Origin of the sequence: Haloactinospora alba (genome assembly GCF_006717075.1) — a bacterium.
GTDB lineage: Bacteria > Actinomycetota > Actinomycetes > Streptosporangiales > Streptosporangiaceae > Haloactinospora > Haloactinospora alba.
In genome coordinates this window covers 3,096,417-3,121,395 of sequence record NZ_VFQC01000001.1, presented here as the reverse complement: position 1 = coordinate 3,121,395, position 24,979 = coordinate 3,096,417, and the positions used below count along the sequence as shown (strand labels likewise).

Sequence of the window (24,979 nt, the reverse complement as noted above, 5' to 3'; positions counted from 1 at the left end):
GCCTTTCGGGTCGGGGGGAGGCACAGCTCCACAAGGGGTCGGTGGATCCTGGACCGGAAGGTTACTAAGGATACCGGGACGACGCCGAACCGGCGCCGCACACGGCGCTCACCATACCGCCCCGGGAAAGGGGAACGGCGGCGGGCGGAGCGGGGACTCCATCCACCGCCGGACGGGTGCCCGTCGGACGGGGCCTACCTCGAGTTGGTCATGGTGAGCACGTCGAGGGCCTCGTCGAGCTGCTTCTCCGTGAGGTAGCCCGCCGAGATGTAACCGCGGTCGTGCACCACCTGGCGGATGGTGGTGCGCTCGGCCAGCGCCTGCTTGGCGACCTTGGCGGCCTCCTCGTAGCCGATGTAGCGGTTGAGCGGGGTGACGATGGAGGGCGAGGACTCCGCGTACTCGCGGCACTGCTCCTCGTTGGCGGTGATCCCGGCCACACAGCGGTCGGCGAACACGCGGGAGACGTTGGACAGTAGCCGGACGGACTCCAGCACGTTGCGGCCGATCACCGGAAGCTGCACGTTCAGTTCGAAGTTCCCGGAGGAACCGCCGAACGCCACGGCGGCGTCGTTGCCCACCACCTGGGAGGACACCTGCAGCATCGCCTCGCACAGCACCGGGTTGACCTTGCCGGGCATGATCGAGGATCCGGGCTGCAGGTCCGGGAGGGCGATCTCGGCCAGCCCGGTGCGCGGGCCGGAGCCCATCCACCGGATGTCGTTGGCGATCTTCGCGTAGCTCGTGGCGATGGCGCGCAGCTGCCCGGACAGCTCGACCAGCCCGTCCCGGGCGCCCTGGGCGGCGAAGTGGTCGTCGGCCTCACTGAGCGGCAGGCCGGTGTTGCGCGAGATCTCGCTGATCACCCGCCCGGCGAACCCCTCCGGGGTGTTCACTCCCGTGCCGACGGCGGTGCCGCCCAGCGGCAGTTCGGACACGCGCGGCAGGCTCGCCCGCACCCGGTCGACACCCTGGCGCACCTGGGCGGCGTAACCGGCGAACTCCTGGCCCAGCGTCACCGGTGTGGCGTCCATCAGGTGGGTGCGGCCGCTCTTCACGACGCTGCCGAACTCCACCGACTTGCGCGTCAGTTCCCCCTCCAGGTGCTCCAACGCCGGAATCAGCTCGTTGACCAGCAACGAGACGGCGGCGATGTGGATGGAGGAGGGGAACACGTCGTTGGAGGACTGCGACGCGTTCACGTGGTCGTTCGGGTGCACCGACTGGCCGAGCTTCTCCGTCGCCAGCGTCGCCACGACCTCGTTCGTGTTCATGTTGCTGGATGTGCCCGAGCCGGTCTGGAACACGTCGACGGGGAACTCACCGTCCCAGGAACCCTCGGCCACCTCCAGGGCGGCGCCCCGGATCGCCTCGCCCATGTCGGCCGGGATCACTCCCAGCTCGGCGTTGACAGCGGCGGCCGCGGCCTTGATCTGTCCCAGCGCGGCGATGTGGGCGTTCTCCAGCCCCTGCCCGGAGATCGGGAAGTTCTGCACCGCGCGTTGGGTCTGCGCCCGCCACTTGGCCTCAGCGGGCACCTGGACCTCACCCATCGAGTCGTGCTCGACGCGAAACTCACTCATTAAGAACACACCTCCACAGAAACCTGTGCTCAACCTTGCCAGACGTGCCGGTGAGCGGTGCCCGCGGTCCCGCCGCGTGTGCTGTGCACCATCCCACGTCACGGTTTCCCGGTGGTCGTCCGGCGCCGGGTCCGGGCCTCACTCCAGCGCCCGCCGCCCGCGCCACGGCAGCCACCACCGCCGTTTCGGGGTGCGCACCAGAAGCGAACCCAGTACGCAGAACCCCCGCAGCTCCAGGACCGGGCCGTCGCGCGGCCGTCCGCGCCGGCCGGAGACGCCGCGCTGCCCGAGGAACGACCAACCGCGGACCCGCACCTCCACCCCCTCGGGGACGTGGACGCGGATCCGGCCGAACACGCTGGTCGCGGTCATCCGGACGTGCTCGCGCGCCAGCAGCGCGTCCCGCAGATCCAGCTCCGCCGTGCCGAACAGCGCCAGGACGTACTCCTCGGGCCGCACCACCCACCGGCCCGAACGCGTGACCGTGGTGCCCAGCGCCGCCACCGGAGCCTCGCGCACCTGGACCGGTTGCGCGTCCTCCTCCACCAGGTCCCGGGTGAACTCCGGCAGTTCCCCCAACGTCCGGGCCTCGTAGACGCGTTCGCACCGCTCGACGAATTCGGACATCTCCAGCCGGCCGTCCACGGCCGCCTCACGCAGCGTCGCCACGACACGTTCCCGGTCGGCGTGCGAGGCCCGCATCCGCGCGGGAGGGACAGGTTCGCTCACGCGTCCCAGGCTAGGTCCTGTTTTTCGGACGCTTGTCCTGCTGCGCGCCGCCCCAGCACACCGCCCGGCGGCGTTCTCGTCGGTCGACAGAGGGTCCGCTCCGCCTCCCTCCTCGGCCTTGCCGGGCGGCACTGGAGACGCCGCTCGCGACGAACAGCGTCCGAAAAACAGGACCTGGGCCCTGTCCGATGGACGCGCGCGTCGCCCCCGCGCAGTCCGGCCGCGTCCGGCCACCGCCCGTGTGCCCGGCACCCGCCGGAGGGAAAACCAGTGGAGACGGACCCGTCCGCACACCTACGGTGATCCCATGGCTTCATCTGTCACAGGCGCGCCCGATGACCCGCCGGCGCTGTCCCTGCGCGACGTGGTGAAACGGTTCGGCTCCCTCACCGCGGTCGACCACCTCGACCTGGACGTGTCCGCCGGCATGGTCCTGGGACTCCTCGGCCCCAACGGCGCGGGAAAGTCCACCCTCATGCGGATGCTCACCGCGCAGAGCCGTGCCGACTCCGGGAGCATCACCGTGCTCGGCAACCCCGTTCCCCGCGCGGCCAAGCGCGCCCGTGCCCGGATGGGAGTGGTACCCCAGAACGACAACCTCGACGAGGAGCTCACCGTCGCCGAGAACCTGCAGGTGTTCACCCACCTGTACCGGGTTCCGCGTTCCCACCGCGCGGCGGCCGTCGACCGCGCGCTGGCCATCGCCCACCTCTCCGACCGTCGCCACACCCGCGCGGACAAGCTGTCCGGCGGGATGCGCCGCCGCCTGCTCATCGCCCGCGGCCTGGTGCACAACCCCAGCCTCGTGCTGCTGGACGAGCCCACGGTGGGGCTGGACCCGCAGGTCCGCCAGGAGCTGTGGAGCCTCGTCAGCGAGCTCCGCGGCGACAACGTCACCGTGCTGATGTCCACCCACTACATCGAGGAGGCCCAACGGCTCTCCGACGAGGCCGCGCTCATGGCCGCCGGGAGGGTCGTCACCCGCGGTACCCCGGAGGAACTGATCGCCGACTACGCGGGAACCACCGTGGAGGAGTTCCACACCGGCCACTCCGGTGCGGACACGACCGAACGCCTCGCGCGGGAGGCGGGGATGACGACCCGGCGCACCGGGGCGACACTGTCGGTGCTGCGTGCCGAGACCATGCCGGAGTCGCTGCGCGACACCCTGGGGCGGGGCCACACCCGCCCCAGCAACCTTGAGGACGTATTCGTGACACTGACCGGGGAGCGTGTCGATTGACCGGGCTTGCTGACCGAACGGAGACGACCGAGACCGCCCGCCCCCGGCAGGCCGCCGTGCCGCCGGGGCGGTTCGAACTCGCTCCCATCGCCGCCGTGCTCGCCCGGGAGTGGGCGCTGTACCGGCGCAGCTGGCAACCGACCACCTTCGCCGCCCTCGTCGAACCGCTCATCTTCCTGCTGGCGTTCGGGTTCGGGCTGGGGTCCCTGGTCGGGGCGGTCGCGGGCTACACCTACATCGAGTTCATCGGTACCGGCATCGTGGCCATGTCGGTGCTGTTCACCTCCATGTTCCCGGGGCTGATCGACACGTACGTACGGCGGGTGTTCCAGCACACCTACGACGGGATGCTGGCGACCCCGGTGGACCTGCGCGAGCTCGTCACCGCGGAGGCGAGCTGGATCGCGCTGAAAGCCGGCGTGTACGGCTGCGCCCCGCTGCTGGTGGCCATGGCGTTCGGCCTGCCGCCCGCTCCCACCATGCTGTTCGTGCCGCTCATCGCCTGTCTCACCGGGTTCGGGTTCGCGCTGGCGGGGATCTGGATGTCGGCGCTGGTGCCGTCCATCAAGACGATGGACTACATCATCTCCGGCCTGATCACGCCGCTGTTCCTGATCGCGGGGACGTTCTTCCCGGTGGACACCCTGCCGGCCTGGGCGCAGGTGCTGGCGAAGGTCAACCCGCTGTACCACTGTGTGGAGCTCGTCCGGGACGCCGCCTTCGGCATGGAGCCGGCCGCCGACCTCGGGCACGTCGCCGTGCTGCTGGTGTTCGTGGCCGTGATGTGGTGCCTGGCGGTGTTCCAGATGCGCCGCAGGCTCATCGACTGACCGTCGGCACACGTCGGGCGGTGCCCCGGTGGGGCACCGCCCGAAACCGCGGCCCGCACGGGCGGGCCGTACCGACGATTAGCCGCCGTTGGGCGCCCACCGCATGGTGAGCGACACTTTGTCCTCGTCGTAGCCCACGCCGGCACCCAGGGCGCCGAACTCCTCGGGGGAGGATTCGCCGGCCTCCTTCATGGGCTGTTCCAGGTCCATGTAGGCGCCGATCCCGGCGTCGTCCATGCCGCCCATGGCCCGCTCGTACAGCGGGTCATCGGCGAGCTTGCCGGAACTGGTCGTGCCGGAGGAGACGACGACGGCGTCGCCGTCCTCGTTCACACCCGGCGCGGAGCCGTAGGAGTCCTCCTCCATCACCTCGACGACCTTCTCCAGCAGGTCGGAGTCGGCTCCCACCGCCCGCAGCTGGAAGGACGGCATGCCACCGGAACCGGGGCCGGTGAGCGCACCTCCCAGGTCGGTGAAGCCCAGGGCGGTCTTGCTCCCGAGGATGCTGGAGAACGCGTCGGGGAGCGGTTCCCCGAACTCCTCGTCGAAGCCCCGCTCGATGGCGTCGACGTCATCGATGCTGTCGGAGTTCTCCTCCCACGCCTTCTTCGCGAACTCGTCCAGCCCGTTGCCGCCGACAGCGAGCACCGTGTCGTCGGGGAGCTTGCCCAGCGAGTCCAGTCCCGGCTCGGGGGTGGGGTAGTCCGAGGGGGAGGAGCCGTTGACGCTGAGGTTGGTGACGTCGCCGCGCAGCTCGAGGCTGTCGCTGTTGATCGTCACTCCGACGGCCATGCGGCCCTTGAGCTCGTCGAGGCTCTCCGTGGGGTCGGGGAGGGGGTCCTCCTCGTAACCGGAGCCGTAGTCGTCGTCGTAGCCGTACTCGTCGGAGTAGTCCATGGAGCCGCCCGAGTCCTCCATGAGGCCGGAGATGCCCTCCAGGTCGGCCCACGCCGCGGCGACGCTGTTGTCCCCGACGTTGCCCATGTCCTCGGAGAACGCGGAGTTCTCCTCCAGGGTGCCGTCGGATTCCACCTGGTCGTCCAGGTCGGAGAACGTGGCCTCGTTCGGGGCGAGGAGCGCGAAGTCCTCGCGGACGTCGTAGTAGACGTCGTCCTCGTTGTCCTTGACCTCGCTGAGCGCCTCCTCGGCGGCGTCCTGGTCCTCGATGGCGATCGCCACCACCGTGGCGAAGCCCTCACCCTGGTCAGCGCTGTCGTTGTCGGGCTCCCACACGGACATGCCGAACCGCTGCCCCAGCCACGGTTCCACGTCCTCCTCGTAGTCGAGGTAGTCGTACTCGTCCTCGATGATCTCCTTCGCCGGGTCGGCCTCCGGGTCGATCTCGTCGCGCAGCTCCTTGGGCAGCTTCTCGACGAACGACGCGTAGTCGGCGAGCTGGTTGCCGGACGGCTTCAGGTCGAGCTTGGTGAACGCGATCGACGAGCTGGGCAGCGCCGACTCCGGCTGCGGCCCGCCGAACAGGTCGCTGAAGACCGAGGACGAGGCCCACACGGTGGTCGCCATGAGGGCGACGCCCACACCGGCGGCCACGGGGATCATCCAGATCCGCTTCTTCCGCGGCTTGCCCTGCGGCGGTTGCTGCGGGTAGGGGGCTCCTCCCATCGGCTGTTGGGGCGGACCGCCGGGCGGCGGAGGCCCGCCGGGTGGCGGAGGCCCACCGGGTGGCGGACCACCGGGCGGGTAGCCGCTGGGGGGCTGCTGCCCACCGGACGGCTGACCGCCGGGGTTGGGACCCGGCGGCATCCAGGACGGCTGGTTGGGGGGATCGGGATAGGACATCGGACCTCCGGAAGATGCGTGTCGCCTCGTAAGGTACCAACGCTGACACGTGTGATCTGTCCGAATCCGGTGCCCGGCGCCGGCACCGCGCGTGCGTTACCCCGGTTGAACGGGTATAATACGCTCTTCACCGCGGGTGGGGACGGTGGTGCCGGCGCGGTCGCTCCGCGCGTCAGTTCGCCGAGGCGAAGTCGATCCCGCTGTAGCCGGCCAGCTTCGTCAACTGGTGCTCGCTGCGCACCGAGCGAACCGTACCGCTGCGGCCCCGCATGACCAGGGAGTCCGTCATCACACCGTCGGGCTCGTAACGCACGCCGCCCACCAGTTCCCCCTCCGTGATGCCGGTGGCGGCGAAGAACACGTCCTCGGAACCGACCAGGTCGTTCGTGGTCAGCACCTGCTGCGGGTCGACCCCGGCCCGTTTCGCGGCCTCGCGCTCCGCGTCGTCCGTTGGCCACAATCGGCCTTGGATCGTCCCGCCGAGGCACTTCATGGCGCAGGCGGTGATGATCCCCTCCGGGGTTCCGCCGACCCCCAGCAGCAGGTCCACGCCCGTGCCGGCACGGGCGGCCATGATGGCGCCGGCGACGTCCCCGTCGGTGATGAACTTGATCCGCGCCCCCGCCGCGCGCACCTCGCGCACGATCTCCTCGTGGCGGGGCCGGTCCAGGATGACCACGGTGACGTCCTGGGCGGTACCGCCCTTGGCGCGCGCCACCGCCTGGATGTTGTCCGCGACCGGAGCGGTGATGTCCACCACATCGGCGGCCTCCGGGCCGGCGGCGAGCTTCTCCATGTAGAACACGGCGGAGGGGTCGAACATGGAGTGGCGCGGGCTCACCGCGATCACCGAGAGCGCGTTCGGCATCCCCATCGCGGTCAGCCGGGTGCCGTCGATCGGGTCCACGGCGACGTCGCACTCCGACCCGCCGCCGTTGCCGACCTCCTCGCCGTTGTACAGCATGGGCGCGTTGTCCTTCTCGCCCTCGCCGATGACGACGGTCCCGTGCATGGACACGGTGCTGATCAGGTGCCGCATCCCGCGCACCGCGACCCCGTCGGCACCGTTCTTGTTCCCCTTGCCGACCCACCGGGCCGCGGCCAGCGCCGCGGCCTCGGTCACCCGGACCAGTTCCAGCGCGAGGTTACGGTCGGGCACCTCGGAGCTGTGGTGCTCCCCGCTCGTGTGCTCGGTCATGCGCGGCCTCTCAGCTTCACTCCGGCACCAACACCTGCCGGGACGGGAAACGCGGTCAGCGCACGCCGCCCACGAGGAGCGGCGGCGTGGGACTAGCCTATTCAACTGGCCCAGCTTCGTGCCGAGGCGGGCTGACCGGCGAGCCACAGCGATTGGGACGGTATTCGGACGTGACTGCGGAGAATGTGCACAAACCGACACGGGGGTCGAACCGGGGCGCGGAGACCCGCAGCGCCCTGCTCAGCGCCGCGGCGCGTGTGTTCTGCACGACAGGGTTCGCGAGAGCGGGAGTGAGCGAGGTCGTCGCCGAGGCGGGAGCCAGCGTCGGAAGCCTCTACCACCACTTCAGCGGCAAGGCCGAGCTCTACATGGCGCTGTACGAGGAGTTCCAGCAGCGCCAGCAGGAACGTACCCACCGCGTGGCGGCCCAGGCCCGCGCCCGGGGGGAGACCGACCCCACCCAGCTCATGTACGCGGCGGCGCGCGCCTACCTGGAGGGATGCATCGAGGAGCGCGACACCACGCTGCTGTTCTTCAGCGGTGACGGGCCACCCGGTTTCGAGTCCCAGCTGCGGACCCGGCTGCGCGAGTGGACCGACCGCAACGTGGCCCTGTTCCGCAAGGCCGAGGAGCCGGTGGACGAGGCCCTGCTGATGGTGGTCAGCGGCGCCATGCTGGTCGCCGTGTCCGAGGTGGTGCGCCGGGACGGCGCCAGCGCCCGCAAACTGGCCGACGACATCACCGGCCTGCTCTCCCAGCTCGAACCGCGCCGCGCCTCACCCGACACCGACGGGGCGTCCACCGAGTGAGGACCGCCGTTCCCGAGCACCGCGGCGCGGCCGGGGCGGTCAGGACTGCTGGGCCTGCTCGGCCCGCAGGTCCTTGCGCAGTTCCTTCGGCAGGGAGAAGGTCAGGTTCTCCTCGGCGGTGCGCACGTCCTCGACCGAGTCGAAGCCCAGTCCGGCCAGCCGCTCCAGGAGTTCGGTCACCAGCGTGTCCGGAACGGAGGCGCCGCTGGTGACGCCCACGGTCGCCACGTCGGACAGCCACTCCTCCTGCAGCATCGACGCGTTGTCGATCAGGTGGGCGGTGCTGGCTCCGGCGTCCAGGGCCACCTCCACGAGCCGGACCGAGTTGGACGAGTTGTCCGACCCGACCACCAGCACCAGGTCGCACTGGGCGGCCATCTCCTTCACCGCGTCCTGGCGGTTGGAGGTGGCGTAGCAGATGTCGTCGCTGGGCGGGTCCAGGAGGTTGGGGAACTTCTCCCGCAGGGCGTGCACGGTCTGGTTGGTCTCGTCCACCGACAGGGTGGTCTGGGACAGCCAGGAGACGTTGTCCGGGTCGCGGACCTCGACCTGGTCCACCTCCTCGGGGCTCTCCACCACCTGGATGTTCTCGGGGGCGTGTCCGCTGGTGCCCTCGACCTCCTCGTGGCCGGTGTGCCCGATGAGGATGATGTCGCGGTCCTGGTTGGCGAAGCGCTGCGCCTCCTTGTGCACCTTGGTCACCAGGGGGCAGGTGGCGTCGACCGTCTTCAACTGCCGCCGCTGCGCCTCCTCGTGCACCTGGGGGGACACCCCGTGCGCGGAGAAGACGACGATGGCGCCCTCGGGGACCTCACTGGTGTCCTCGACGAAGATCGCGCCGCGTTTCTCCAGGGAACTCACAACGTGCGTGTTGTGCACGATCTGCTTGCGTACGTAGACGGGTGCGCCGTACTGCTCCAGGGCCTTCTCGACCGTGACAACAGCGCGATCCACCCCGGCGCAGTAGCCGCGGGGCTGGGCGAGTAGGACACGGCGGCGATTCGTCGCAGTCATACCCCCAATCCTATGGGCCATAGGGCACAACGCGTTCCGCTGTGACCAGACACACCCGAAACGCCGTGCTTGTCTCACCTCCATGACGATGCTGTAACAGCGCGGACGCGTTTTCCGAGGACTGTAGGGAAATCGTGCGCGTTCCGCGCGCCGCTGGCGACCTCGGTTCCCCTATTCTGGAGGTCCCGTGTAGTCCGATAACGCAGTGGTAGCGGTTCGCGTCCCGTGGGACATGGTGCCTTTCTCGCTGCCTCTCGGGGCGCCCCACCACGTTTGCCCTGTCGAGAAAAATCAGGAGCCCCCAGTCCCATGCCGAACACGTCGCTCGCCACCAAGTTCGTCACCGTGGTCAAAGGAATCTTCGGGCGCAAACCGGATGTGTCCGGCCAGCCCGGTGCCGACGACACCACCACCGCACCCGAGTCCGAGGCCCGGGAGGGCGCGGCCGAGCCGGAGGTAGCACAGGCCTCCGAGCCGGTCCCCGAACCGGCCGAGGAGCCGGAAGCCGCCCCCCGCCAGGCCCAACCGGTCGCCGCGGGCGCCGCGTCCGCCGCCGCGACCGAAACCGCCGCTCCCCAGCGCGGGAGCGCCACCGACCGGGACGAGACCTCCGGTACCGACGAGGCGCCCAGTACCGCCGGCACCGGAATATCCCGGACGGAAACGTCCGACGCGGAAACCAGCGCGGAGCCGGCCCGGGAGAGCACTCCCGCCGCTGCCGTCTCGGAACTCGAGCCGGAGCAGCGGGAGGACCTCGCCGCCGAGCTCGGCGGCGCCGAGGCCACCACCCAGGCCGCCAGCGACGAGGCGATGGAGAGCGCCCGCAAGCGTGCCGCCCCCGCCCTGGAGGAGCTGCCGGTGCCCAACTACGAGGAGGCGACCCTGCCGTCCGTGCGGGGCCGGCTGCGCAAGCTCACCATCGAGCAGGTCCGGGACCTGCGCGCCTACGAGCTCGCCCACGAGGAACGCCCCGAGTTCGTCAAGATGTATGACAACCGCATCGCGAAACTGCAGAATGAAGGCCAGTAGGCATCTGCGGCCTTTCAAACGTCGCTCGGGCGCACATCGGGTGCACGTGGCGACCACGCGGCGTCCGCAGCATCGCGCGCCCGAGCGTCGTTGTCCGGCATCATGTGGGCGTACACACGTAGTGTGAGCCCTGGGTCGGCGCGGCGGGGCACCCCGCCGCTACGCCGATGACCGGGGCGGCCCCTCTCTCGCGGGCGTACTGCCAGTGCACATGGGGCCGGGTCTGGTCAGCGCGGTGCTGCTGGTGGTGTTCCTGCGCCGCTGGCGTCAGGAGAAGGCGCCACCGCGCGCTTCCGACCCCGTAGCTGACTCCGCCCACGTGCAGGGCCAGCTCTGACGCGGCCCGGAACCCCGCCAGGCGTGCCCGCGGCCCGACCCACCGGGCCGAAGGCGCGGGAAACGTCCCCGCCGTGGTCTACGCTCGCGGCCATGGGACTTGAAAGCTCCGCGGAGGCGCCGCAACCGGTACGGGTCGTCATGGAGGCCGTCGGCGCGTGGGTCGGCAAGCTCGGCCGGATCTGGGTCGAGGGACAGATCGCCGAGCTGAACCGGCGCGGCAACACCGTGTTCATCACCCTGCGCGACCCGGTGGCCAACGTGTCCGCGCGCATCGTCTGCCCCGTGCGGGTGCTGGACGCGGTGTCACCCGTCCCGGAGGCCGGGGCGCGCGTGGTGGTGTACGCCAAACCCGACTTCTACGTCGCACGCGGCACGTTCTCCCTGCTGGCGCTGGAGATACGCCACGTCGGGCTGGGCGAGCTGCTGGCCCGGTTGGAACAGTTGCGCAAGACCCTGGCCGCCGAGGGGCTGTTCGCCGAGGAACGCAAACGCCAGCTGCCGTTCCTGCCGGGCACGGTCGGGCTGGTCTGCGGCCGCGACTCCGCCGCCGAACGCGACGTGCTGCAGAACGGTGAGCGCCGCTGGCCCGCCGTCCGCTTCGAGACGCGCGAGGTCGCCGTGCAGGGCGACCGCGCCGTGGGCGAGGTGCTGCAGGCCCTGAAGGAGCTGGACGACACCCCCGAGGTCGACGTGATCGTCATAGCGCGCGGCGGCGGCTCACTGGAGGACCTGCTGCCGTTCTCCGACGAGGCCCTGATCCGCGCCGTCTCCGCCAGCCGCACCCCCGTGGTGAGCGCGATCGGCCACGAGCAGGACAGCCCGCTGCTGGACCTGGTCGCCGACGTCCGCGCCTCCACCCCCACCGACGCGGCGAAACGGACCGTCCCGGACGTGCGCGAACAGCTCCAGCTCATCCACCAGCTGCGCGACCGCGGCCGCCGGGTGCTGCAGGGCGGCATCGAACGCGAACGCTCCTGGCTCGCCGGGGTCCGCTCCCGGCCGGTCCTCGCCAGCCCGATGCGGGAGATCGACCGGCTCACCGAACAGGTCACCGGGCTGCGCGACCGCGCCCGCCGCTGCGTCACCACCTCCCTGGACCGCGCGGGAGAGGGCCTCACCCACACGCGGGCGCGGCTGCACGCTCTCTCCCCGGCGACGACACTCGCGCGCGGCTACGCGATCGTGCAGCGTGGCGATGGCGCCGTGGTCCGTTCGGCCAGTGAGGTCACCAGCGGCGAGGAGCTGCGGCTGCGGTTCGCCACGGACGGAATGACCGCCACAGCGGGCGAGACGGACCCGGACGCCACCGACAGCGTCCCCAGCACCACACGGGAGGATGACGATGCCCAACAGTGAGAACACCGCCGAGGACACCACCGCCGACACCCCCGAACGGGAAGGGGGCGCCGGGGGTGAGGCGGACACCACCCCCGGCGCGGCCGAGGAGGAACTCAGCTACGAGCAGGCCCGCGACGAGCTGGACTCGGTGGTGCGCCGCCTGGAGTCCGGCGGGTTGACGCTGCAGGAGTCCCTCCAGCTGTGGGAGCGGGGGGAACGGCTCGCCGCCACCTGCGAGCGTTGGCTGGAGGGGGCCCGTGCCAAACTCGCGGCCGCCATGTCCGAACAGGAGGAGGGTCAGGAGGCCGACAACACCACCCAGACCCCGTTCTGACGCCGGTTCACCCGCCTCGGCGCGCGCGGGGGCGGCGCCCGTGGAACGCGTCGTTGAGCTCGCGCACCTCCCCGGGCATCCCCCGCACCAGGGCCACCACCAGCACCAGCGCGGTGCCGAGGAACAGCGCCGGTGCGGTCGCCGCGAGGGTGGTGGTGACTCCCACCGCGACACCGGAGGCGACACTGTCGCTGTTCAGGTTCAGCACCGTGTGCGCGGCCAGGGTCGCCACCCCGAACGCCAGTGGCGGGCTGGCCGCCAGCGGCAGCAGGTCACCGTCGCGCACCAGCAGCACCGCCAGCGCGCACGCCGCCGGGAACGCGATCTCGCTCGCGAGGGGATTGCCGGACATCCCGGCGGCGACAACGGCCAGGAAACTGGTGGCGGTGAGGGCCAGGACCGCCCCGCGCGCGGTGAGGCGCGCCCGCGGGGCCGCCGGGGCCGGGCCGCGCGCGGTGCCGCGGCTGTTGCGCTGCCGGGTGGCGACCGGCGTTCTGGACCGTGCCGGAACCTCCGGGTTACGCGCCGCCATTGCCGTACCCCCTCGGGTAACGCGGAGTCGGAAGCACACTGTAGTCAGCCGGAGTGTTCCGGTGAAAGGTCCGGGGCCGTGTCGCGCGAACCGGTGGTCTCCGCCCCGGCGCCCGCCGTGTCCCGTCCGTCCCGGTCCGGCCGGTCCCACTCGCTGAACTCGGTCGCCGACAGCGACCGGGCCTGTTCGTCAACACCCCGCGGAGCCTCCAACTCCTCCTCCACCAGCCCCAGTTCGCCGAACCGGCGGGCGCTCACCAGCACCCGGCTCTCCAGCGATCCCACGGTCTGGTTGTAGGCCGAAACCGTCCGGGACAGCAGCTTGCCCAGCCCGTCCATGTGGCCGCCGAGCTTCGCCAGCCGGCTGTGCAGCTCCTTGCCCAGGTCGAACACCGCGCGCGCGTTCTCGCTGAGCGCCTCCTGCTGCCACGCGTACTGGGCGGTGCGCAGCAGCGACACCAGGGTCGTGGGGGTCGCGATGTGCACGCGGCGCTCCATGGCGTACTCCAGCAGCTGGGTGTCGTGCTCCAGCGCGGGGGCGAGGAACGCCTCACCCGGGATGAACAGCACCACGAACTCCGGCGCCGCCGGGAACGCCGCCCAGTAGGACTTGGCGGCGAGCTGGTCCACGTGGGCGCGCAGGTGTTTGGCGTGTGCGGCGAGGCGCTGCGCGCGCAGGTCGGCGTCGTCGGTGTCGGCCGCCTCCAGGTAGGCGGCCAGGGACACCTTGGCGTCCACCACGATGCTCTTGCCGCCCGCCAGCCGCACCACCATGTCCGGCCGCTGCGTGCCGCCCTCCCCGGTGCGCGCGCTCACCTGCTCGTCGAAGTCGCAGTAGGCGCTCATTCCGGCGAGTTCGGCGACCCGGCGCAGCTGCAGCTCTCCCCACCGGCCGCGCGCCTCCGGTCGGCGCAGGGCGTTCACCAGCGACTGGGTCTGTTCGGCCAGCCGCTGCGACCCCTCCCGCACGTAGTCGACCTGTTTGGCGAGTTCGGCGTGGGCGGCGCGGCGGCCCGCGTCGGCCTCGCGCAGCTGGCCCTCCACCCGGTTCAGTGTCTCGGTCAGCGGGGTGATGAGCTGTTCGACTGCCTGGCGGCGTTGCTCCATGTCCTGGCCGGCCCGCGCGCCGACCGCCTGCAGCCGGCCCTCGGCCAGGTCCAGGAACCGTTGGCTCGTGCTGTCGAGGGCTTCGGCGGACAGGGCGCGGAACCGGTCGCCGAGCTGTTCCTCGATGTAGGTGGCGCGTTCCTCCGCCGCCTGGGCGTGCGCGCGGTGCTCGGCCGCTTTGCGCTGGGCGAGGAGCCACCCCACGAGCATCCCGACCGCGATTCCCACGAGCAGCACCAGAATCAGACTCAGGCCTTCCATGGCCGACCATGATCCCAACCGTGCGGGCTGTCGCGGCCCGCGCCACGCGCGTGGCGCCGGAGGTGGCCAGCCTCACCCGCGCGCCTTCCGGCAGTGCCGGGGAGACCGCCGCCCTCCGGCGTCGGTGGGGACGGCTAGGCTCCGGACATGACGAGCTACGCCACATACCCCGAACCCGCCGGCGGTCCGGTGGACACGCGCGACCTCCTCGCGCGCTACCTCGACTACTACCGGGACACCGTGCTGCGGAAGCTGGACGGAATGTCCGAGGAGGAGCTGCGCACCAGCCGCCTTCCCTCGGGATGGGCGCCGGTGGAGCTGGTGGAGCACCTGGCGTTCGTGGAACGGCGGTGGTTCCGGTGGGGCTATCTGGGGGAGGACGTCGACCCGGTGTGGGGTGAGGAGCACCCCGAAACCGGACGGTGGCACGTGCCGGCCTCTGCGACGGTGGCTGACGTGCGGGACCGGTTCGTGTCCGAGTGCGCGCGCTCCCGGGAGGTCGTCGCCGCGGCCGGGTTGCACGAGCCGGCGCGCACGGGAGGGCGGTTCACCGAGGAGGCACCGGAACTGGTGTGGATCCTGCTGCACGTGCTGCAGGAGTACGCCCGACACATGGGCCAGTTGGACGTGGTGCGGGAACTGGCCGATGGAGCGGTGGGGGAGTGACCCGACCCCGTCGGGCCGGGACCGTACAGGGTCCGGCCCGTTCCCGTACCACCCCTGACCCCACCGGGTGTCAGCGGAACAAGTCGGGCCGGTAGTAGCGGGGTGTGGGGGAGGGCGATATCACTGTCACCTCGGGGTGCTCTGGAGGCCGCCACTCGCGTTGCTCCTCCCGGGGCGAGGAACGGGGGACCGGGGCTGGTACGAAGCGCTCGGCATAGCCACGAGAGAGAAGCTGGGCATACCAAGAAATTAAGGTATCTCCGTGGGAGCCGGGGCTCCTGCGGTGTCCACGCGGCCGGGATTCACCGTGTCCCGCTCGTCGGGAGGTGCGCTCTCGCGGGGTCACGTGCCGTTCCGTCCGTCGGCGAGGGCTTTTGTCTCTTCCAGCTTCTCCAGAGCGTGCTCGTGGGAGTGGGCGTTGGCCCCGTTCAGCTCACACAGTCGGCGTATCGCGGGCTCCCCTCGCGAACCACCGCCCCGATGAACTCACCCTCGCGGAATTTCCGGGAGTGCGTCCTCCCCGCGCCCCACGGTTCGACGTCACAGCGCAGAAACCCGTTCCCGTGGGAACGCAGGCGCAGCGACACCGGCATGTCCGGGAAGTCCATCGTTGAGGTCCCGGTGCTTGCGAACCGCAGGACGGCGTCAATGAACTCCCACCACACGGGCTCTATGTCGTCCCAGTACTCCTCGCCCAGGAACTTTCCCTTGTGGTCCCTGATGCCGAGTGCGCCCTCGAGGTAGCACCCGTCCGGCGGGGGAGGGGACGGGGAGAACACGTCGACGAATCCGCCCTTCGCCGTCTTCAGAAGGGTCTCTATCCCAACCACGGGAAACCGCTCCCAATGCGCCGTCGTGACCGGGTAGCCGCACCACCGCAGCTGAAACGTGGATGTGATCCCTTCCCGAGGTCCCGTGGGAAGGGAGGGCCCGCTGGAAGGCGCCGGTCAGACAACGCCGTTCTTCCAGGAGGCGAACGGTTCGCGCTCGGACAGGGGAGGGGATATGAACTCGACGGACCTGCCGAAGTTCACAGCGAGGGACACGAGCATGCGGTCCAGTTCGGATGTCCCCATTTTTTCCGTCCTGGGGTCCGGTCTCCACGATGTTGTTGACGCGCAGGTGATCTCGACCTCCTCGCCGTTGGTGGAGAAGCTAAGCGTCCTCTCCATTCCCTGGGCGTAGAAATCGATCTCTCCGGAACCGGTGGCCCGGATCGATTCGATGAGATCGGGGAGCTCCTCCATCACGGTGGAGAGGTCGTATCCGACGTCGACCGGCCAGTCCTCGCCGAACCCTCGGACACGGAGCCCGCAGTCGGTGTTCTCCAGGTATTCGCATGCCTCCATGACCATCTCCTCGTACCCCTCCTCGGAGAAATGCACCTCACCTTCTATGTAGGATTCGGTCGGGACGCTGATTGCCATGTCGAACACAATAATTGCTTCACAATCGGGTACGCGGTCCTGATGGTTCCGTCCCTCTTCTTTATTATTTTTGCGTGGGTTGCGTTCACGGCGCTTCCGTCGGGCTTTATGGCTTCCCCCATCCCCTGGGGCAGCTCCACCTCCTTGGGTTTGGTTCCCTCGATGTCAAAATTTTCCTTAAAGAACTCTGCTGCCTGGTTGTCGTCGCTCCACTGTCCCTGGTCCTCACCCGTGGACTTGGCCCTCCCCCTTGTTTGTTTCATTGTATATTTTGAGCTCGTCGAACTCTGCTTTTATGCAGAATTTTTTGTTCCCGATGTCCAGAGAGACTCCGGTCGTCTTTCCTGTTTTTGTCTCATAAAAATATAATTCATTCACCCTTTTTTCGGGGATCGGGGTTTGGGTGCCGGTCTGTTCTTGTGCCATTTTCTCCCATTTTCCGTTTTCTCTTATGAATTCGATGTTTTCCTCGGACTGCTCTCCGGAGAACGGGTCCACCCATTCTCCTTTTTTCATGGTCATCTCTTCGCCGTCACTGCCGCACTCAAAGAGCAAGGCGAGGCCACATTCGAAGTGTATTTCTATCGGTCCTTCATCGTCTGTGATGTTTCCTTCGTGAACATAGCGGATGAGAAAAATATTCGTGATCTTTTTTTGTTTTATCAGGTTGTATGCATCACTTGTACTGAGATGCATCTTTGAACCATCCATTATTTGTTCCGTCTTTCAGGACCGTGACGAAGGTGCCATCGTTTTTTGTGACAACCACATCATTTCCTTTTCGGAAGAAAATGTTATCGCTTGCTCCTCCGCCTTCGGGGTTCCAATTTCCTTTCCGTACTTCTTCCGGGTTCTTGGATATATCTTCGATATGATTTTTTATCCACTCTCTGTCCTTGCTGCTGCTCGGATCAAGTCCATAATCTTGAGCGTGTTTTCCGATCTTCTTTCCGAACTGCTTACCGCTGGTGTTCAGCTGGGGCGGGACATTGCACCCTTCGGGAGCGCCATTATCGTTGTGGACGAGGAGGGATGGTCCGTTTCCGGCGCCGACGTAGTAGGTGTGCAGTCCGGTGACGGTGAGGTTGTGGACCGTTTGGTGCTGGGTGTAGCCGCGGGTGAAAGCCACCGCATGGCTCCTGCCGTCCGGGCCGCGCAGCCGGTCGCCGGGCTCCAGCTCCGCGGCGGGGCTCCAGGCGCCGGCACCGGCCTGCCAGAACCGGTGGCCACCGGTCGCGGTGACCCGCTGCACCCCGCCGGGGGTGAACACCGCCACCGACACCAGATCCTTACTGCCGGTACCGGTGATGGTCGCCCGCACTGTGCGGGCCCCGGTGGTGCGCTGCCCGGGGGCAGCGGCCACGACCTCGTCGCCGGCCTCGACATCCTCGATGGCGACACGGCTCCCGTCAGCCAACAGCACCGGGGTGCCGGCCACGAAACTGTTCCGCCCACCGCCGCCATCCCCGACCTGGCAGGCCTCCTGGGCCTCGTCCAGCTTGTCGTTCTTGTCCTCCAGCGCGTCCTCGCGGGTGTCCTTCTTCTTACGAAGCTTGTTCCACTTCTTGCCCAGCTTGACGATCGCGGGAATCTTGGAGACGAACTTGCCCGCCTTGCTCCACGGGATCGCGCTGGCCAGTGTCCACAGGCACCCCTCGATGTCGCCTTCCATGAAGCACTTGCGGGCGTCCTCGATCCCGATCAGCTCGCCCAACAGCTGGGGCAGGTCCTCGGTCAGGAGGTCCTCCATGTCCTCCTTGGCCGACTCGTACTCATCCTCGGCCTCAGAGACCTCCTCCTGAGCGTCCTCGAACTCCTGGGTCAGCTCGGGGTCGTAGGCCACCTGCTCACCCTCGGACGAGTCATCCCCATCCCCGGAGTCCTGGCCCTCACCGGAGCCATCCCCGCCAGAGTCCTCCCCGGCGTCCCCGCCCGAGCCCTCCTCGGAGTCGTTCCCCCCGGAGCCGCCGGAACCCTCATTGGGGTCACCGTCCTGCGAGTCCTGATCCTCCCCGGAGTCACCTTCGCCGGAGTCGCTCCCGTCAGAGTCGTTTCCGCCGGCCTCGACCGCACAGCCGTCCTCGCCGTACAGCAGGCACAGCCCCTCCTCCACGGCCGCACCCACTCGGGTCGTCAACCCGGCCGAAATGAGCGCCACCACCAGTGCCGATGCCAGCGCCACCAGAGCGGCGTACTCCACCAGAGAAGCGCCACTCTCCGCCCGCCACACCCAACGCAAACGACTCACCACACAACGGTCACGCGAGGGGTAAAAACAGAACAAAACTACCGGAGCGCGTCCGTTGTGTAACCGGGTATGGCCACATCCGGCCAATATCCCTGCGTCGTGGTCTCATGTGCCGGACGAACGGCCGCGCCACTACGGGATGTCAGGTGGACACGTACCGTGGTTCGAGGGCAGGGAGAACCCCGGCGGTGGGATGATCGGTGCGGCCCGGTCCCGGGCGGGGAAGGGGATGAGGTACTGGCCGGGTCGCGGATCCCGGGGAGGAGGCGCGGACTGTGTTGGGAAGCCCTCGGAAGGTCAGGAATGTCGTGGACGCGTACGGGGAGGTTCGGTCGTGAGCGGGGACACGGGAGAGCTCGCCGCGTTTCTGCGTGAGCAGCTCGACCTCGAGGAACATCAGGCGTGGGCGTTACTGTCCTCGCTCATGGACTCGGCCTCGGCTTCCGAGGAGATCGACCAGCGGATCGAGGACGCGGAGCGGGAGTACGGAGACCGGATCCAGCAGGACGAGGACCTCACGCAGGATCTGCTGCGCGCCAAGTCGAACCAGAGAAGATCCGACTGGAACCGGAAGGAGTCCGCGTCCCTCCTGGACGAGGTGCTGAGTATGATCGAGCAGGCTCGCGGGGTGCTCGCCGAGTGCGAGAGGACGGGCAACGTCGCGAGGCTGCGCAAAATCGCCGCCCGGTACTCACAGCGCCCGGGCTACCGGGAGGAGTGGGCGCCGTGACCCCACGCGTCCCGGGCGTGCTGTTCCCTTACGCGTCGCTGACTCCGGGTTCCGGTCGTGTCAGCCCGACGGTGGGAACGTCGCCCGACCTGGTGCGTCTCGCGCGGGCGGGTCCGGTTGCCCCGTGGCTGGTCCGGGCCACCGCGGCGGGCAGGTGGTGTGGACGCGGGTGGCGTGGCGGGGTCTTGCTGCACCGGACCGTCGGTGCTGTTCCGCTCGGTTCTACTCGGCGGTCTGTCCCGCGAGCGGGGTGCACGCGTCGATGGCGCGGCGCCACGCGCGGGCGGTGTCCCACACTCCTTCCGGCAGGGTGGTGGGGGCGAACAACCACATGCGCTGGGTGGGGTCCGGGCTGTTGCCGGTGATGGTGGGGCGCGGCCGGTAGGGGGGATGGCCGCACAGCTGGTACCACCGGTACTCGAGCGGCTCCAGTAGCGCCATCAGCCGTTCCTCCACACCCCAGCCGGGTAGGACCTCGCAGAACACCCAGGGCCGGAACCGGCGCAGCACCTCCAGTCCGCCCGCGATCACGTCCGGTTCGGTCGTCTCCGTGTCGAGCTTGAGGATTGACGGGCAGACCCCTTCGGCCTCCTGCCAGTGCGACAGGGTCTCCAACCGGACCGGGAGCCGCCCCACCCCCGGACGGAACCCGCGGGCCAGGGAGTTCGAGGCGTCGCTCGTCGCCGACAGGAACAGCGGCCCGGTGCCGCTGTGGCTGCTCAGTGCCAGTTCCACCACCCGCACCGGCAGGTTGTTGCGCACGGCCACCGCGCGGGCGGCCGCGGCGATCGCGGGGGTCGGTTCGAAGGCGTAGGTGGGGCGCTGGCTGCGCGCCGCCGCGAGCGTGCTGTACACCCCCACGTTCGACCCGATGTCCAGTACGGCACCGGAGCGGGCGTGCTCCAGGGCGGCCAGGAAACACGCCAGTGTCTCGGGTTCGTAGTTGGCCAATCCGCCGCGCTGGAGTTTCTTGGCCATCCAGAAACCGCCCGGTGCGGACACCTGAAGCGTGTCCGGTCCGGCGGTCGGAGATCCCGCGCGGCGTGGCAGCCGCAGGGAGAAACTGCGCTGTCGCGGTGGGCGGCGGTCGCGGCTGACCCCTCCCAGACCCTGCGGGAGCCGGATGCGCAGTTGCCGGGTCGCGTGGCGGACGGCGGGGTAGCGGCGGACGAAAGCCCGCATCTGGCCGGTTACCACTGGACATTCCCCCCAACAGTGACCTGGATTGTGGTGTCGTGCCGCGGGCTCGGAAAGGCTCGTGCGGCTGGCGCCGGCGTGTGGGCCGGGCGGCTCGGCGGTGGCCGTGCCGGGATTTCGGCGGGTGGCGCGCGATCATCGACTCCCGGGGGCCGAAATCCGAACATACTCCTTGTGGCTTCGGGTTCGCAGGTCGTTTCACACAAAGGTCGCCCGCACGTCACCGGAATGTCCACTGACGCGCCCGAGATGTCGCTGTTTCGCCCGACTCATTGGGGATGGTGCGAGCTGCTCCGGAGTCGACCGTCCTGAGCCTGTGGTCAGCGCACCTAGACTTGTCTCCCGTGAGTCTGTCAATCGGGATCGTTGGTCTGCCGAACGTCGGTAAGTCCACACTGTTTAACGCGCTGACCCAGAACGAGGCGCTCGCCGCGAACTACCCGTTCGCGACCATTGAGCCCAATGTCGGAGTGGTGGGGGTCCCCGACTCCCGCCTGCCCGCTCTGGCGGAGATGTTCGACTCCGCCAAGACCATCCCCGCCACGGTGGACTTCGTGGACATCGCCGGGATCGTCAGCGGCGCCTCCGAGGGGGAGGGGCTGGGCAACCAGTTCCTCGCCAACATCCGGGAGGCGGACGCGATCTGCCAGGTCATCCGCGGGTTCAACGACGCCGACGTCACCCACGTGGCCGGCGGTATCGAACCGGCCCGCGACATCGAGACCATCAACACCGAGTTGATCCTCGCCGACCTGCAGACTCTGGAGAAGGCGCTGCCGCGGTTGGAGAAGGAGTCCAAGCGCAACGCCAAGGACAAGAAGGCCCAGGAGACACTGGCGGCCGCCCAGGCGGCCCAGCGGGTGCTGAACGAGGGTCAGAGCCTGTCCACCGGTGCCGCCGCGGCCGGCATCGACCTCGGGTTGGTCCGTGAGCTCAACCTCCTGACCGCGAAACCGTTCCTGTACGTGTTCAACGTGGAGTCCGACGAGCTCGCCAACCCCGACGTGCGGGCCAAGCTCTCCGAGCTGGTCGCCCCCAACGAGGCGATCTTCCTGGACGCCAAGATCGAGGCGGAACTGGCGGAGCTGGACGAGGACGAGGCGGCCGAGCTGATGGAGTCGATGGGCCAGACGGAGAGCGGCCTGGCCCAGCTCGCCCGGGTCGGCTTCGACACGCTGGGGCTGCAGACCTATCTGACCGCCGGTCCGAAGGAAACCCGCGCGTGGACGATCCCGAAGGGCGCCACCGCTCCGGAGGCGGCCGGCGCCATCCACTCCGACTTCCAGCGCGGCTTCATCAAGGCCGAGATCGTGTCCTACGACGAGCTGATGGCGGCCGGGAGCATGCAGACCGCCCGCGCCAACGGCCGGGTCCGCATGGAGGGCAAGGAGTACGTCATGCAGGACGGCGACGTCGTGGAGTTCAGGTTCAACGTGTAGTCGCGTTCCGGGCCAGCCTCTGGGGTCCGACGCCGGCTGTTACTGTGGTGAGGTCGCACCGGACGGTGTCCGGGATCGCCCCGGGGAGAGCCGGGCATAGCCGGGGCGGGCGATTCAACCGGCGATCTGATCTGCCAGCTGATCGGCAACACTGCGCGGCTCCCGCCCGAGGAGCCGGGAGAGCTTGGAATCGGATCGTGCGAAATGGCCGGTCCGTGTCGCCTGGAACATCGAGAGAGTGAAGCGTGCGGCCGCCTCCGGAACGCCGTTCGCCATCTCATCAGCAACCCACTTCTCGTCGTCGACAACGATGCGATCGACGTGGCGACCGGTGAGCTCGGATGCCGCCGAGGCGAAGTCCGCGAGGGTGACCGGTGAGGGCAGCGTCAGATCGACGGGGCCGTCGAACGGGGAGTCGCTGGCGAGGATCGCCGCGGCAGCCTCCGCGGCATCACGCCGATCGACCCAGGAGAACGGGCCGTCGGCGGGTTTGGCGATCACTCCCGTCGCCTGCCACGGGCCGAGCAGTTGCCCGAGGTCTCCGTAGAAGCCGTTGCGCAGCACTGTCCATGCGACGCCTGAAGCTGCGAGGTGATCCTCAGTGGCCGCGTGGATGGCGAGTGGCGGATAGGGAGTGTCGAATCCGGTCCCGTGGGCGCTGGTGTACAGGATCCGCCGCGCCCCGGCGGCGACGGCAGCATCGATCGCCGTCCGGTGCTGCGCGACGACGTCGGCAGTGGCGTCGCTGGAAGAGACCAGAAGCACCTGCTCGGCGTCGGCGAACGAGTGGCGCAGAGCCGCGGGTTCGTCGTAGCTTCCCTGCCGCACGCGGACTCCTTGGTCGGCCAGGTGCTTCGCGCGTTCGGGGTCGCGGACGCTGACGCCGACGCGGGCTGGAGGGACCCGCTTCAGGAGGTGATCGACCGTGGCCCCGTTGAGGGTGCCTGTCGCTCCGGTCACGATGATCATGATGGCGTCCTTTCGCCGAGGCGGCCCTTGGGGCCTGCTCTGCTGGGAGAGTGGGGCGGGCCGCACGGAGGGATCCGGTGCGCAAAAATTGACTTATGAGGTCAACTTCATGTCGGGTACCATCGTGCAGGAAATTGACCTATAGGGTCAAGTTTTCTTGTCGGGGAAGGAGGGCGGCTGTGACCAGTACCCGGTCCTCGTCAACGCTTCGCACCGATGCCCGCCGCAATGTCGACCGGATCTGTGCCGCTGCGGTGCAGGTGTTCCGAGAGCGGAGCCTCTCTGTGCCGCTCGAGGAGGTCGCTGCGGCCGCCCACGTGAGCAAGGCGACCATCTTCAACAGATTCGGGGGAAGGGTCGGATTGATCGACGCCGTCATCGACGACGTCGTCGCGGCAGAGCTGAGGAGCGTCATCGATCATGCACGTTCTGTCGCTGGGGTCCGAGAACGAATCTGCTACTACGTCGGTGCGATTCGGGATCTCCAGTACCGACTGCCGGCGGTCAACGACGTCCTGCTGCAGGAGTTCCCTGACTCCGAGCAGCTCATGGCCCTGTGCCACGTCGCAGGAGCCTTCCACGACGACTTGGCCGCAGACGGTCATGCCGCTGGCGTCCTGGCCCACGGATTCACGCCGGGCGACTTTCAGGCGCTGGCCTTCGACAACGCTCTTGCCCTCAAGCACGGCGGCCGACCATCCCGGGCGGACTACGACCGCCGGACCGCGTTTGTTCTCGGCGGGATCTGTCGATCGGCGCAGCCGTCGGTCTAGTCTCGCCGCGGAGCAGAGGCTTCCCGCCGCGGCGACGCGGTCGGCTTCAAGTTCAACGTGTGAGGCCGCCGTGGACGGACCGGAGAGTGCGGACTGAATCCGCATCGGGTGCCTGCCGGATCCTACGGACCGGGCCAAGATCACGTGGTGGGGCTATTTCGACAGACCCCTCGCGAGTAGGGTGATTCCTGAGGTTGCGCGAACCTGATGTTGGGAGGGCGGGTCGGACAGTGGTCGCGGTGCCGCAGAAACTTGTCCCTGTCGTCCTGACATTGACGGGACGGAACAAAATCTTTCGGAGCAAGGAAGCTGCTCAGCGACACGCGGCGGGGCGCATGGTTCGTCCGCTTCCCTTCGCTCCGCCACAGCGGTTGCGCGACGATGTCTCCATCACACGGGAAGACATCGAGGGGTGGCCCGTCTACTCGATCGTCCCTCGGCGAAGTGCGCCACGAGGCCGGACCGTGTTCGTGCATGGGGGCGGTTGGGTCAATGAGATCGCCGCGCGGCATTGGCAGCTCGCCGCCCGGATCGCAGCAGAGGCCGGTACCACCGTCACGGTGCCGATCTATCCGCTTGTTCCGCGGGGAACGGCTGAGCATGTCGTCCGCGGTGTGGCCTCACTCGTGCAGGACAGCATGGACCGTGACGTCGGGACGCGCCTCTTCGGCGATTCCGCCGGTGGTCAGATCGCCCTCTCCGCAACGATGCGGCTGCGCGATGCGGGCACAACCCTGGCTCGCACGGTGCTGTTGTCGCCTGCAGCGGATCTCACGTGGAGCAATCCCCGAATCGACGACGTTCAGCCACGCGATCCGTGGCTGAGACGACCAGGCGGCGAGTACTTCGGTGAATTGTGGCGCGCAGACCTTCCTGCCACGGATCCGTCGGTGAGTCCGCTGTACGGTGACTTCGAGGGGATGGGCCCGATCTCCATCTTCACCGGCACGCGCGACATCCTCAATCCTGACGCGCATCTCTTGCATGATGCCGCCAGAAGCGCAGGCGTGGACGTCGACTTCCACGAGGCCGACGGTGAGGTGCATGTGTACGCCTTGCTTCCCACCGCACGAGGGAAGCAGGACGCGCAGCGAATCGTCGACGCCCTTCGGGTGCGGTAGCTCCGGGGCGATGTGATCGCGTCAGGCACAGATGCGGTCCTCGTACCACGCTGTCATTGTCGACTATCAGATGGCTCTATGCGCCGAAACGCGGTGGAGTTCCGCTTCAGCGTGTGGGGCCCGGCCTGAACCGTCACCCGAAAGGAGCGCCGCACCATGAGACGGATTTCGGTGGTGGGGTGCTCCGGCTCGGGCAAGTCGACGCTGTCGCGGCGGCTGGCCGACTCTCTCGACGTGCCCCACATCGAGCTCGACGCGCTGCAC

At 68.8% G+C, this 24,979-nt stretch carries 25 protein-coding genes; 12 read left to right on the top strand and 13 right to left on the bottom strand.

Translation table 11 applies throughout. The annotated features are described in order from the left end of the window. Positions 1 to 194: 194 nt before the first annotated feature. Positions 195 to 1,583 carry a class II fumarate hydratase gene (locus FHX37_RS14010; RefSeq protein WP_141924321.1) on the bottom strand — a complete coding sequence of 463 codons (1,389 nt, stop codon included), beginning with the start codon at positions 1,581 to 1,583 and terminating at the stop codon, positions 195 to 197. Positions 1,584 to 1,721: 138 nt separating this feature from the next. Further along, on the bottom strand, positions 1,722 to 2,312 hold the full coding sequence (locus FHX37_RS14005; RefSeq protein WP_246062286.1) for a DUF1707 SHOCT-like domain-containing protein: 591 nt from the start codon (positions 2,310 to 2,312) through the stop codon (positions 1,722 to 1,724). 307 nt (positions 2,313 to 2,619) lie between these two features. On the opposite strand from FHX37_RS14005, the gene FHX37_RS14000 reads away from it, so the two are divergent. Both FHX37_RS14000 and FHX37_RS13995 read left to right on the top strand, forming a co-directional pair. Beyond that, entirely contained in the window at positions 2,620 to 3,555 is a 936-nt protein-coding gene (locus FHX37_RS14000) for an ABC transporter ATP-binding protein (protein WP_211351832.1), read from the top strand. Next, the gene (locus tag FHX37_RS13995) at positions 3,552 to 4,385 is read left to right on the top strand and encodes an ABC transporter permease (RefSeq protein WP_141924320.1); all 834 of its coding nucleotides are present in this window, start codon (positions 3,552 to 3,554) and stop codon (positions 4,383 to 4,385) included. The genes FHX37_RS14000 and FHX37_RS13995 overlap by 4 nt, the downstream gene beginning before the upstream one ends. Positions 4,386 to 4,463: 78 nt before the next feature. Here the strand turns inward: FHX37_RS13995 and FHX37_RS13990 are convergent, their stop codons facing one another. Further along, positions 4,464 to 6,008 carry a DUF3352 domain-containing protein gene (locus FHX37_RS13990; protein ID WP_141924319.1) on the bottom strand — a complete coding sequence of 515 codons (1,545 nt, stop codon included), beginning with the start codon at positions 6,006 to 6,008 and terminating at the stop codon, positions 4,464 to 4,466. 349 nt (positions 6,009 to 6,357) lie between these two features. Continuing rightward, positions 6,358 to 7,383 carry a class II fructose-bisphosphatase gene (glpX, locus tag FHX37_RS13985; RefSeq protein ID WP_141924318.1) on the bottom strand — a complete coding sequence of 342 codons (1,026 nt, stop codon included), beginning with the start codon at positions 7,381 to 7,383 and terminating at the stop codon, positions 6,358 to 6,360. Between the two features lie 170 nt (positions 7,384 to 7,553). On the opposite strand from glpX, the gene FHX37_RS13980 reads away from it, so the two are divergent. Next, positions 7,554 to 8,192 (top strand): TetR/AcrR family transcriptional regulator, encoded by a 639-nt coding sequence (locus FHX37_RS13980; protein WP_246062285.1) that lies wholly within the window; start codon positions 7,554 to 7,556, stop codon positions 8,190 to 8,192. Positions 8,193 to 8,231: 39 nt separating this feature from the next. On the opposite strand, the gene FHX37_RS13975 is transcribed toward FHX37_RS13980, so the two are convergent. Next, positions 8,232 to 9,206 (bottom strand): 4-hydroxy-3-methylbut-2-enyl diphosphate reductase, encoded by a 975-nt coding sequence (locus tag FHX37_RS13975; protein ID WP_141924317.1) that lies wholly within the window; start codon positions 9,204 to 9,206, stop codon positions 8,232 to 8,234. A gap of 309 nt (positions 9,207 to 9,515) precedes the next feature. Here FHX37_RS13975 and FHX37_RS13970 point away from each other — a divergent pair, with 309 nt between their 5' ends. The 4 genes from FHX37_RS13970 (at position 9,516) to FHX37_RS23890 (ending at position 12,246) form a co-directional block, all read left to right on the top strand. Then, positions 9,516 to 10,235, top strand: coding sequence for a hypothetical protein (locus tag FHX37_RS13970; protein ID WP_141924316.1), 720 nt, complete (start codon positions 9,516 to 9,518; stop codon positions 10,233 to 10,235). Between the two features lie 211 nt (positions 10,236 to 10,446). Then, on the top strand, positions 10,447 to 10,572 hold the full coding sequence (locus FHX37_RS23895; protein WP_281288298.1) for a hypothetical protein: 126 nt from the start codon (positions 10,447 to 10,449) through the stop codon (positions 10,570 to 10,572). A gap of 92 nt (positions 10,573 to 10,664) precedes the next feature. Beyond that, positions 10,665 to 11,930 (top strand): exodeoxyribonuclease VII large subunit, encoded by a 1,266-nt coding sequence (gene xseA / locus FHX37_RS13960; RefSeq protein ID WP_141924315.1) that lies wholly within the window; start codon positions 10,665 to 10,667, stop codon positions 11,928 to 11,930. Next, positions 11,917 to 12,246, top strand: a complete 330-nt coding sequence (locus tag FHX37_RS23890; RefSeq protein WP_141924314.1) for an exodeoxyribonuclease VII small subunit — start codon at positions 11,917 to 11,919, stop codon at positions 12,244 to 12,246. The genes xseA and FHX37_RS23890 overlap by 14 nt, the downstream gene beginning before the upstream one ends. Before the next feature lie 7 nt (positions 12,247 to 12,253). Here FHX37_RS23890 and FHX37_RS13950 read toward each other — a convergent pair whose 3' ends face one another. Further along, positions 12,254 to 12,778, bottom strand: a complete 525-nt coding sequence (locus FHX37_RS13950; protein WP_141924313.1) for a DUF6542 domain-containing protein — start codon at positions 12,776 to 12,778, stop codon at positions 12,254 to 12,256. 44 nt (positions 12,779 to 12,822) lie between these two features. Next, complete coding sequence (locus FHX37_RS13945; protein ID WP_141924312.1) at positions 12,823 to 14,145, bottom strand: DNA recombination protein RmuC; 1,323 nt, start codon at positions 14,143 to 14,145, stop codon at positions 12,823 to 12,825. A 147-nt stretch (positions 14,146 to 14,292) separates the two neighbouring features. Between FHX37_RS13945 and FHX37_RS13940 the strand changes: the two genes are divergently transcribed. Beyond that, positions 14,293 to 14,811 carry a DinB family protein gene (locus FHX37_RS13940; RefSeq protein WP_141924311.1) on the top strand — a complete coding sequence of 173 codons (519 nt, stop codon included), beginning with the start codon at positions 14,293 to 14,295 and terminating at the stop codon, positions 14,809 to 14,811. A 428-nt stretch (positions 14,812 to 15,239) separates the two neighbouring features. Here FHX37_RS13940 and FHX37_RS13935 read toward each other — a convergent pair whose 3' ends face one another. From FHX37_RS13935 to FHX37_RS13920, 4 genes are all read right to left on the bottom strand, one after another. Beyond that, positions 15,240 to 15,641 (bottom strand): hypothetical protein, encoded by a 402-nt coding sequence (locus FHX37_RS13935; RefSeq protein WP_141924310.1) that lies wholly within the window; start codon positions 15,639 to 15,641, stop codon positions 15,240 to 15,242. Positions 15,642 to 15,758: 117 nt separating this feature from the next. After that, complete coding sequence (locus FHX37_RS13930; protein ID WP_141924309.1) at positions 15,759 to 16,238, bottom strand: hypothetical protein; 480 nt, start codon at positions 16,236 to 16,238, stop codon at positions 15,759 to 15,761. A gap of 225 nt (positions 16,239 to 16,463) precedes the next feature. Next, positions 16,464 to 16,934: a hypothetical protein gene (locus tag FHX37_RS13925; protein WP_141924308.1), complete on the bottom strand. Its 471-nt coding sequence runs from the start codon at positions 16,932 to 16,934 to the stop codon at positions 16,464 to 16,466. Then, positions 16,915 to 18,486 carry a Hint domain-containing protein gene (locus tag FHX37_RS13920; RefSeq protein ID WP_141924307.1) on the bottom strand — a complete coding sequence of 524 codons (1,572 nt, stop codon included), beginning with the start codon at positions 18,484 to 18,486 and terminating at the stop codon, positions 16,915 to 16,917. The genes FHX37_RS13925 and FHX37_RS13920 overlap by 20 nt, the downstream gene beginning before the upstream one ends. A gap of 334 nt (positions 18,487 to 18,820) precedes the next feature. Between FHX37_RS13920 and FHX37_RS13915 the strand changes: the two genes are divergently transcribed. Continuing rightward, positions 18,821 to 19,216 carry a DUF6221 family protein gene (locus tag FHX37_RS13915; RefSeq protein ID WP_141924306.1) on the top strand — a complete coding sequence of 132 codons (396 nt, stop codon included), beginning with the start codon at positions 18,821 to 18,823 and terminating at the stop codon, positions 19,214 to 19,216. A 222-nt stretch (positions 19,217 to 19,438) separates the two neighbouring features. Here FHX37_RS13915 and FHX37_RS13910 read toward each other — a convergent pair whose 3' ends face one another. Further along, positions 19,439 to 20,398 (bottom strand): FkbM family methyltransferase, encoded by a 960-nt coding sequence (locus FHX37_RS13910; protein ID WP_141924305.1) that lies wholly within the window; start codon positions 20,396 to 20,398, stop codon positions 19,439 to 19,441. A 359-nt stretch (positions 20,399 to 20,757) separates the two neighbouring features. Here FHX37_RS13910 and ychF point away from each other — a divergent pair, with 359 nt between their 5' ends. Then, positions 20,758 to 21,852 (top strand): redox-regulated ATPase YchF, encoded by a 1,095-nt coding sequence (ychF, locus tag FHX37_RS13905; protein ID WP_141924304.1) that lies wholly within the window; start codon positions 20,758 to 20,760, stop codon positions 21,850 to 21,852. A 114-nt stretch (positions 21,853 to 21,966) separates the two neighbouring features. On the opposite strand, the gene FHX37_RS13900 is transcribed toward ychF, so the two are convergent. Further along, positions 21,967 to 22,821, bottom strand: a complete 855-nt coding sequence (locus tag FHX37_RS13900) for an NAD(P)H-binding protein (protein WP_141924303.1) — start codon at positions 22,819 to 22,821, stop codon at positions 21,967 to 21,969. A 179-nt stretch (positions 22,822 to 23,000) separates the two neighbouring features. Here FHX37_RS13900 and FHX37_RS13895 point away from each other — a divergent pair, with 179 nt between their 5' ends. After that, positions 23,001 to 23,594 carry a TetR/AcrR family transcriptional regulator gene (locus tag FHX37_RS13895; protein ID WP_141924302.1) on the top strand — a complete coding sequence of 198 codons (594 nt, stop codon included), beginning with the start codon at positions 23,001 to 23,003 and terminating at the stop codon, positions 23,592 to 23,594. A gap of 239 nt (positions 23,595 to 23,833) precedes the next feature. Continuing rightward, complete coding sequence (locus FHX37_RS13890; RefSeq protein ID WP_211351829.1) at positions 23,834 to 24,715, top strand: alpha/beta hydrolase fold domain-containing protein; 882 nt, start codon at positions 23,834 to 23,836, stop codon at positions 24,713 to 24,715. Positions 24,716 to 24,979: the final 264 nt, after the last annotated feature.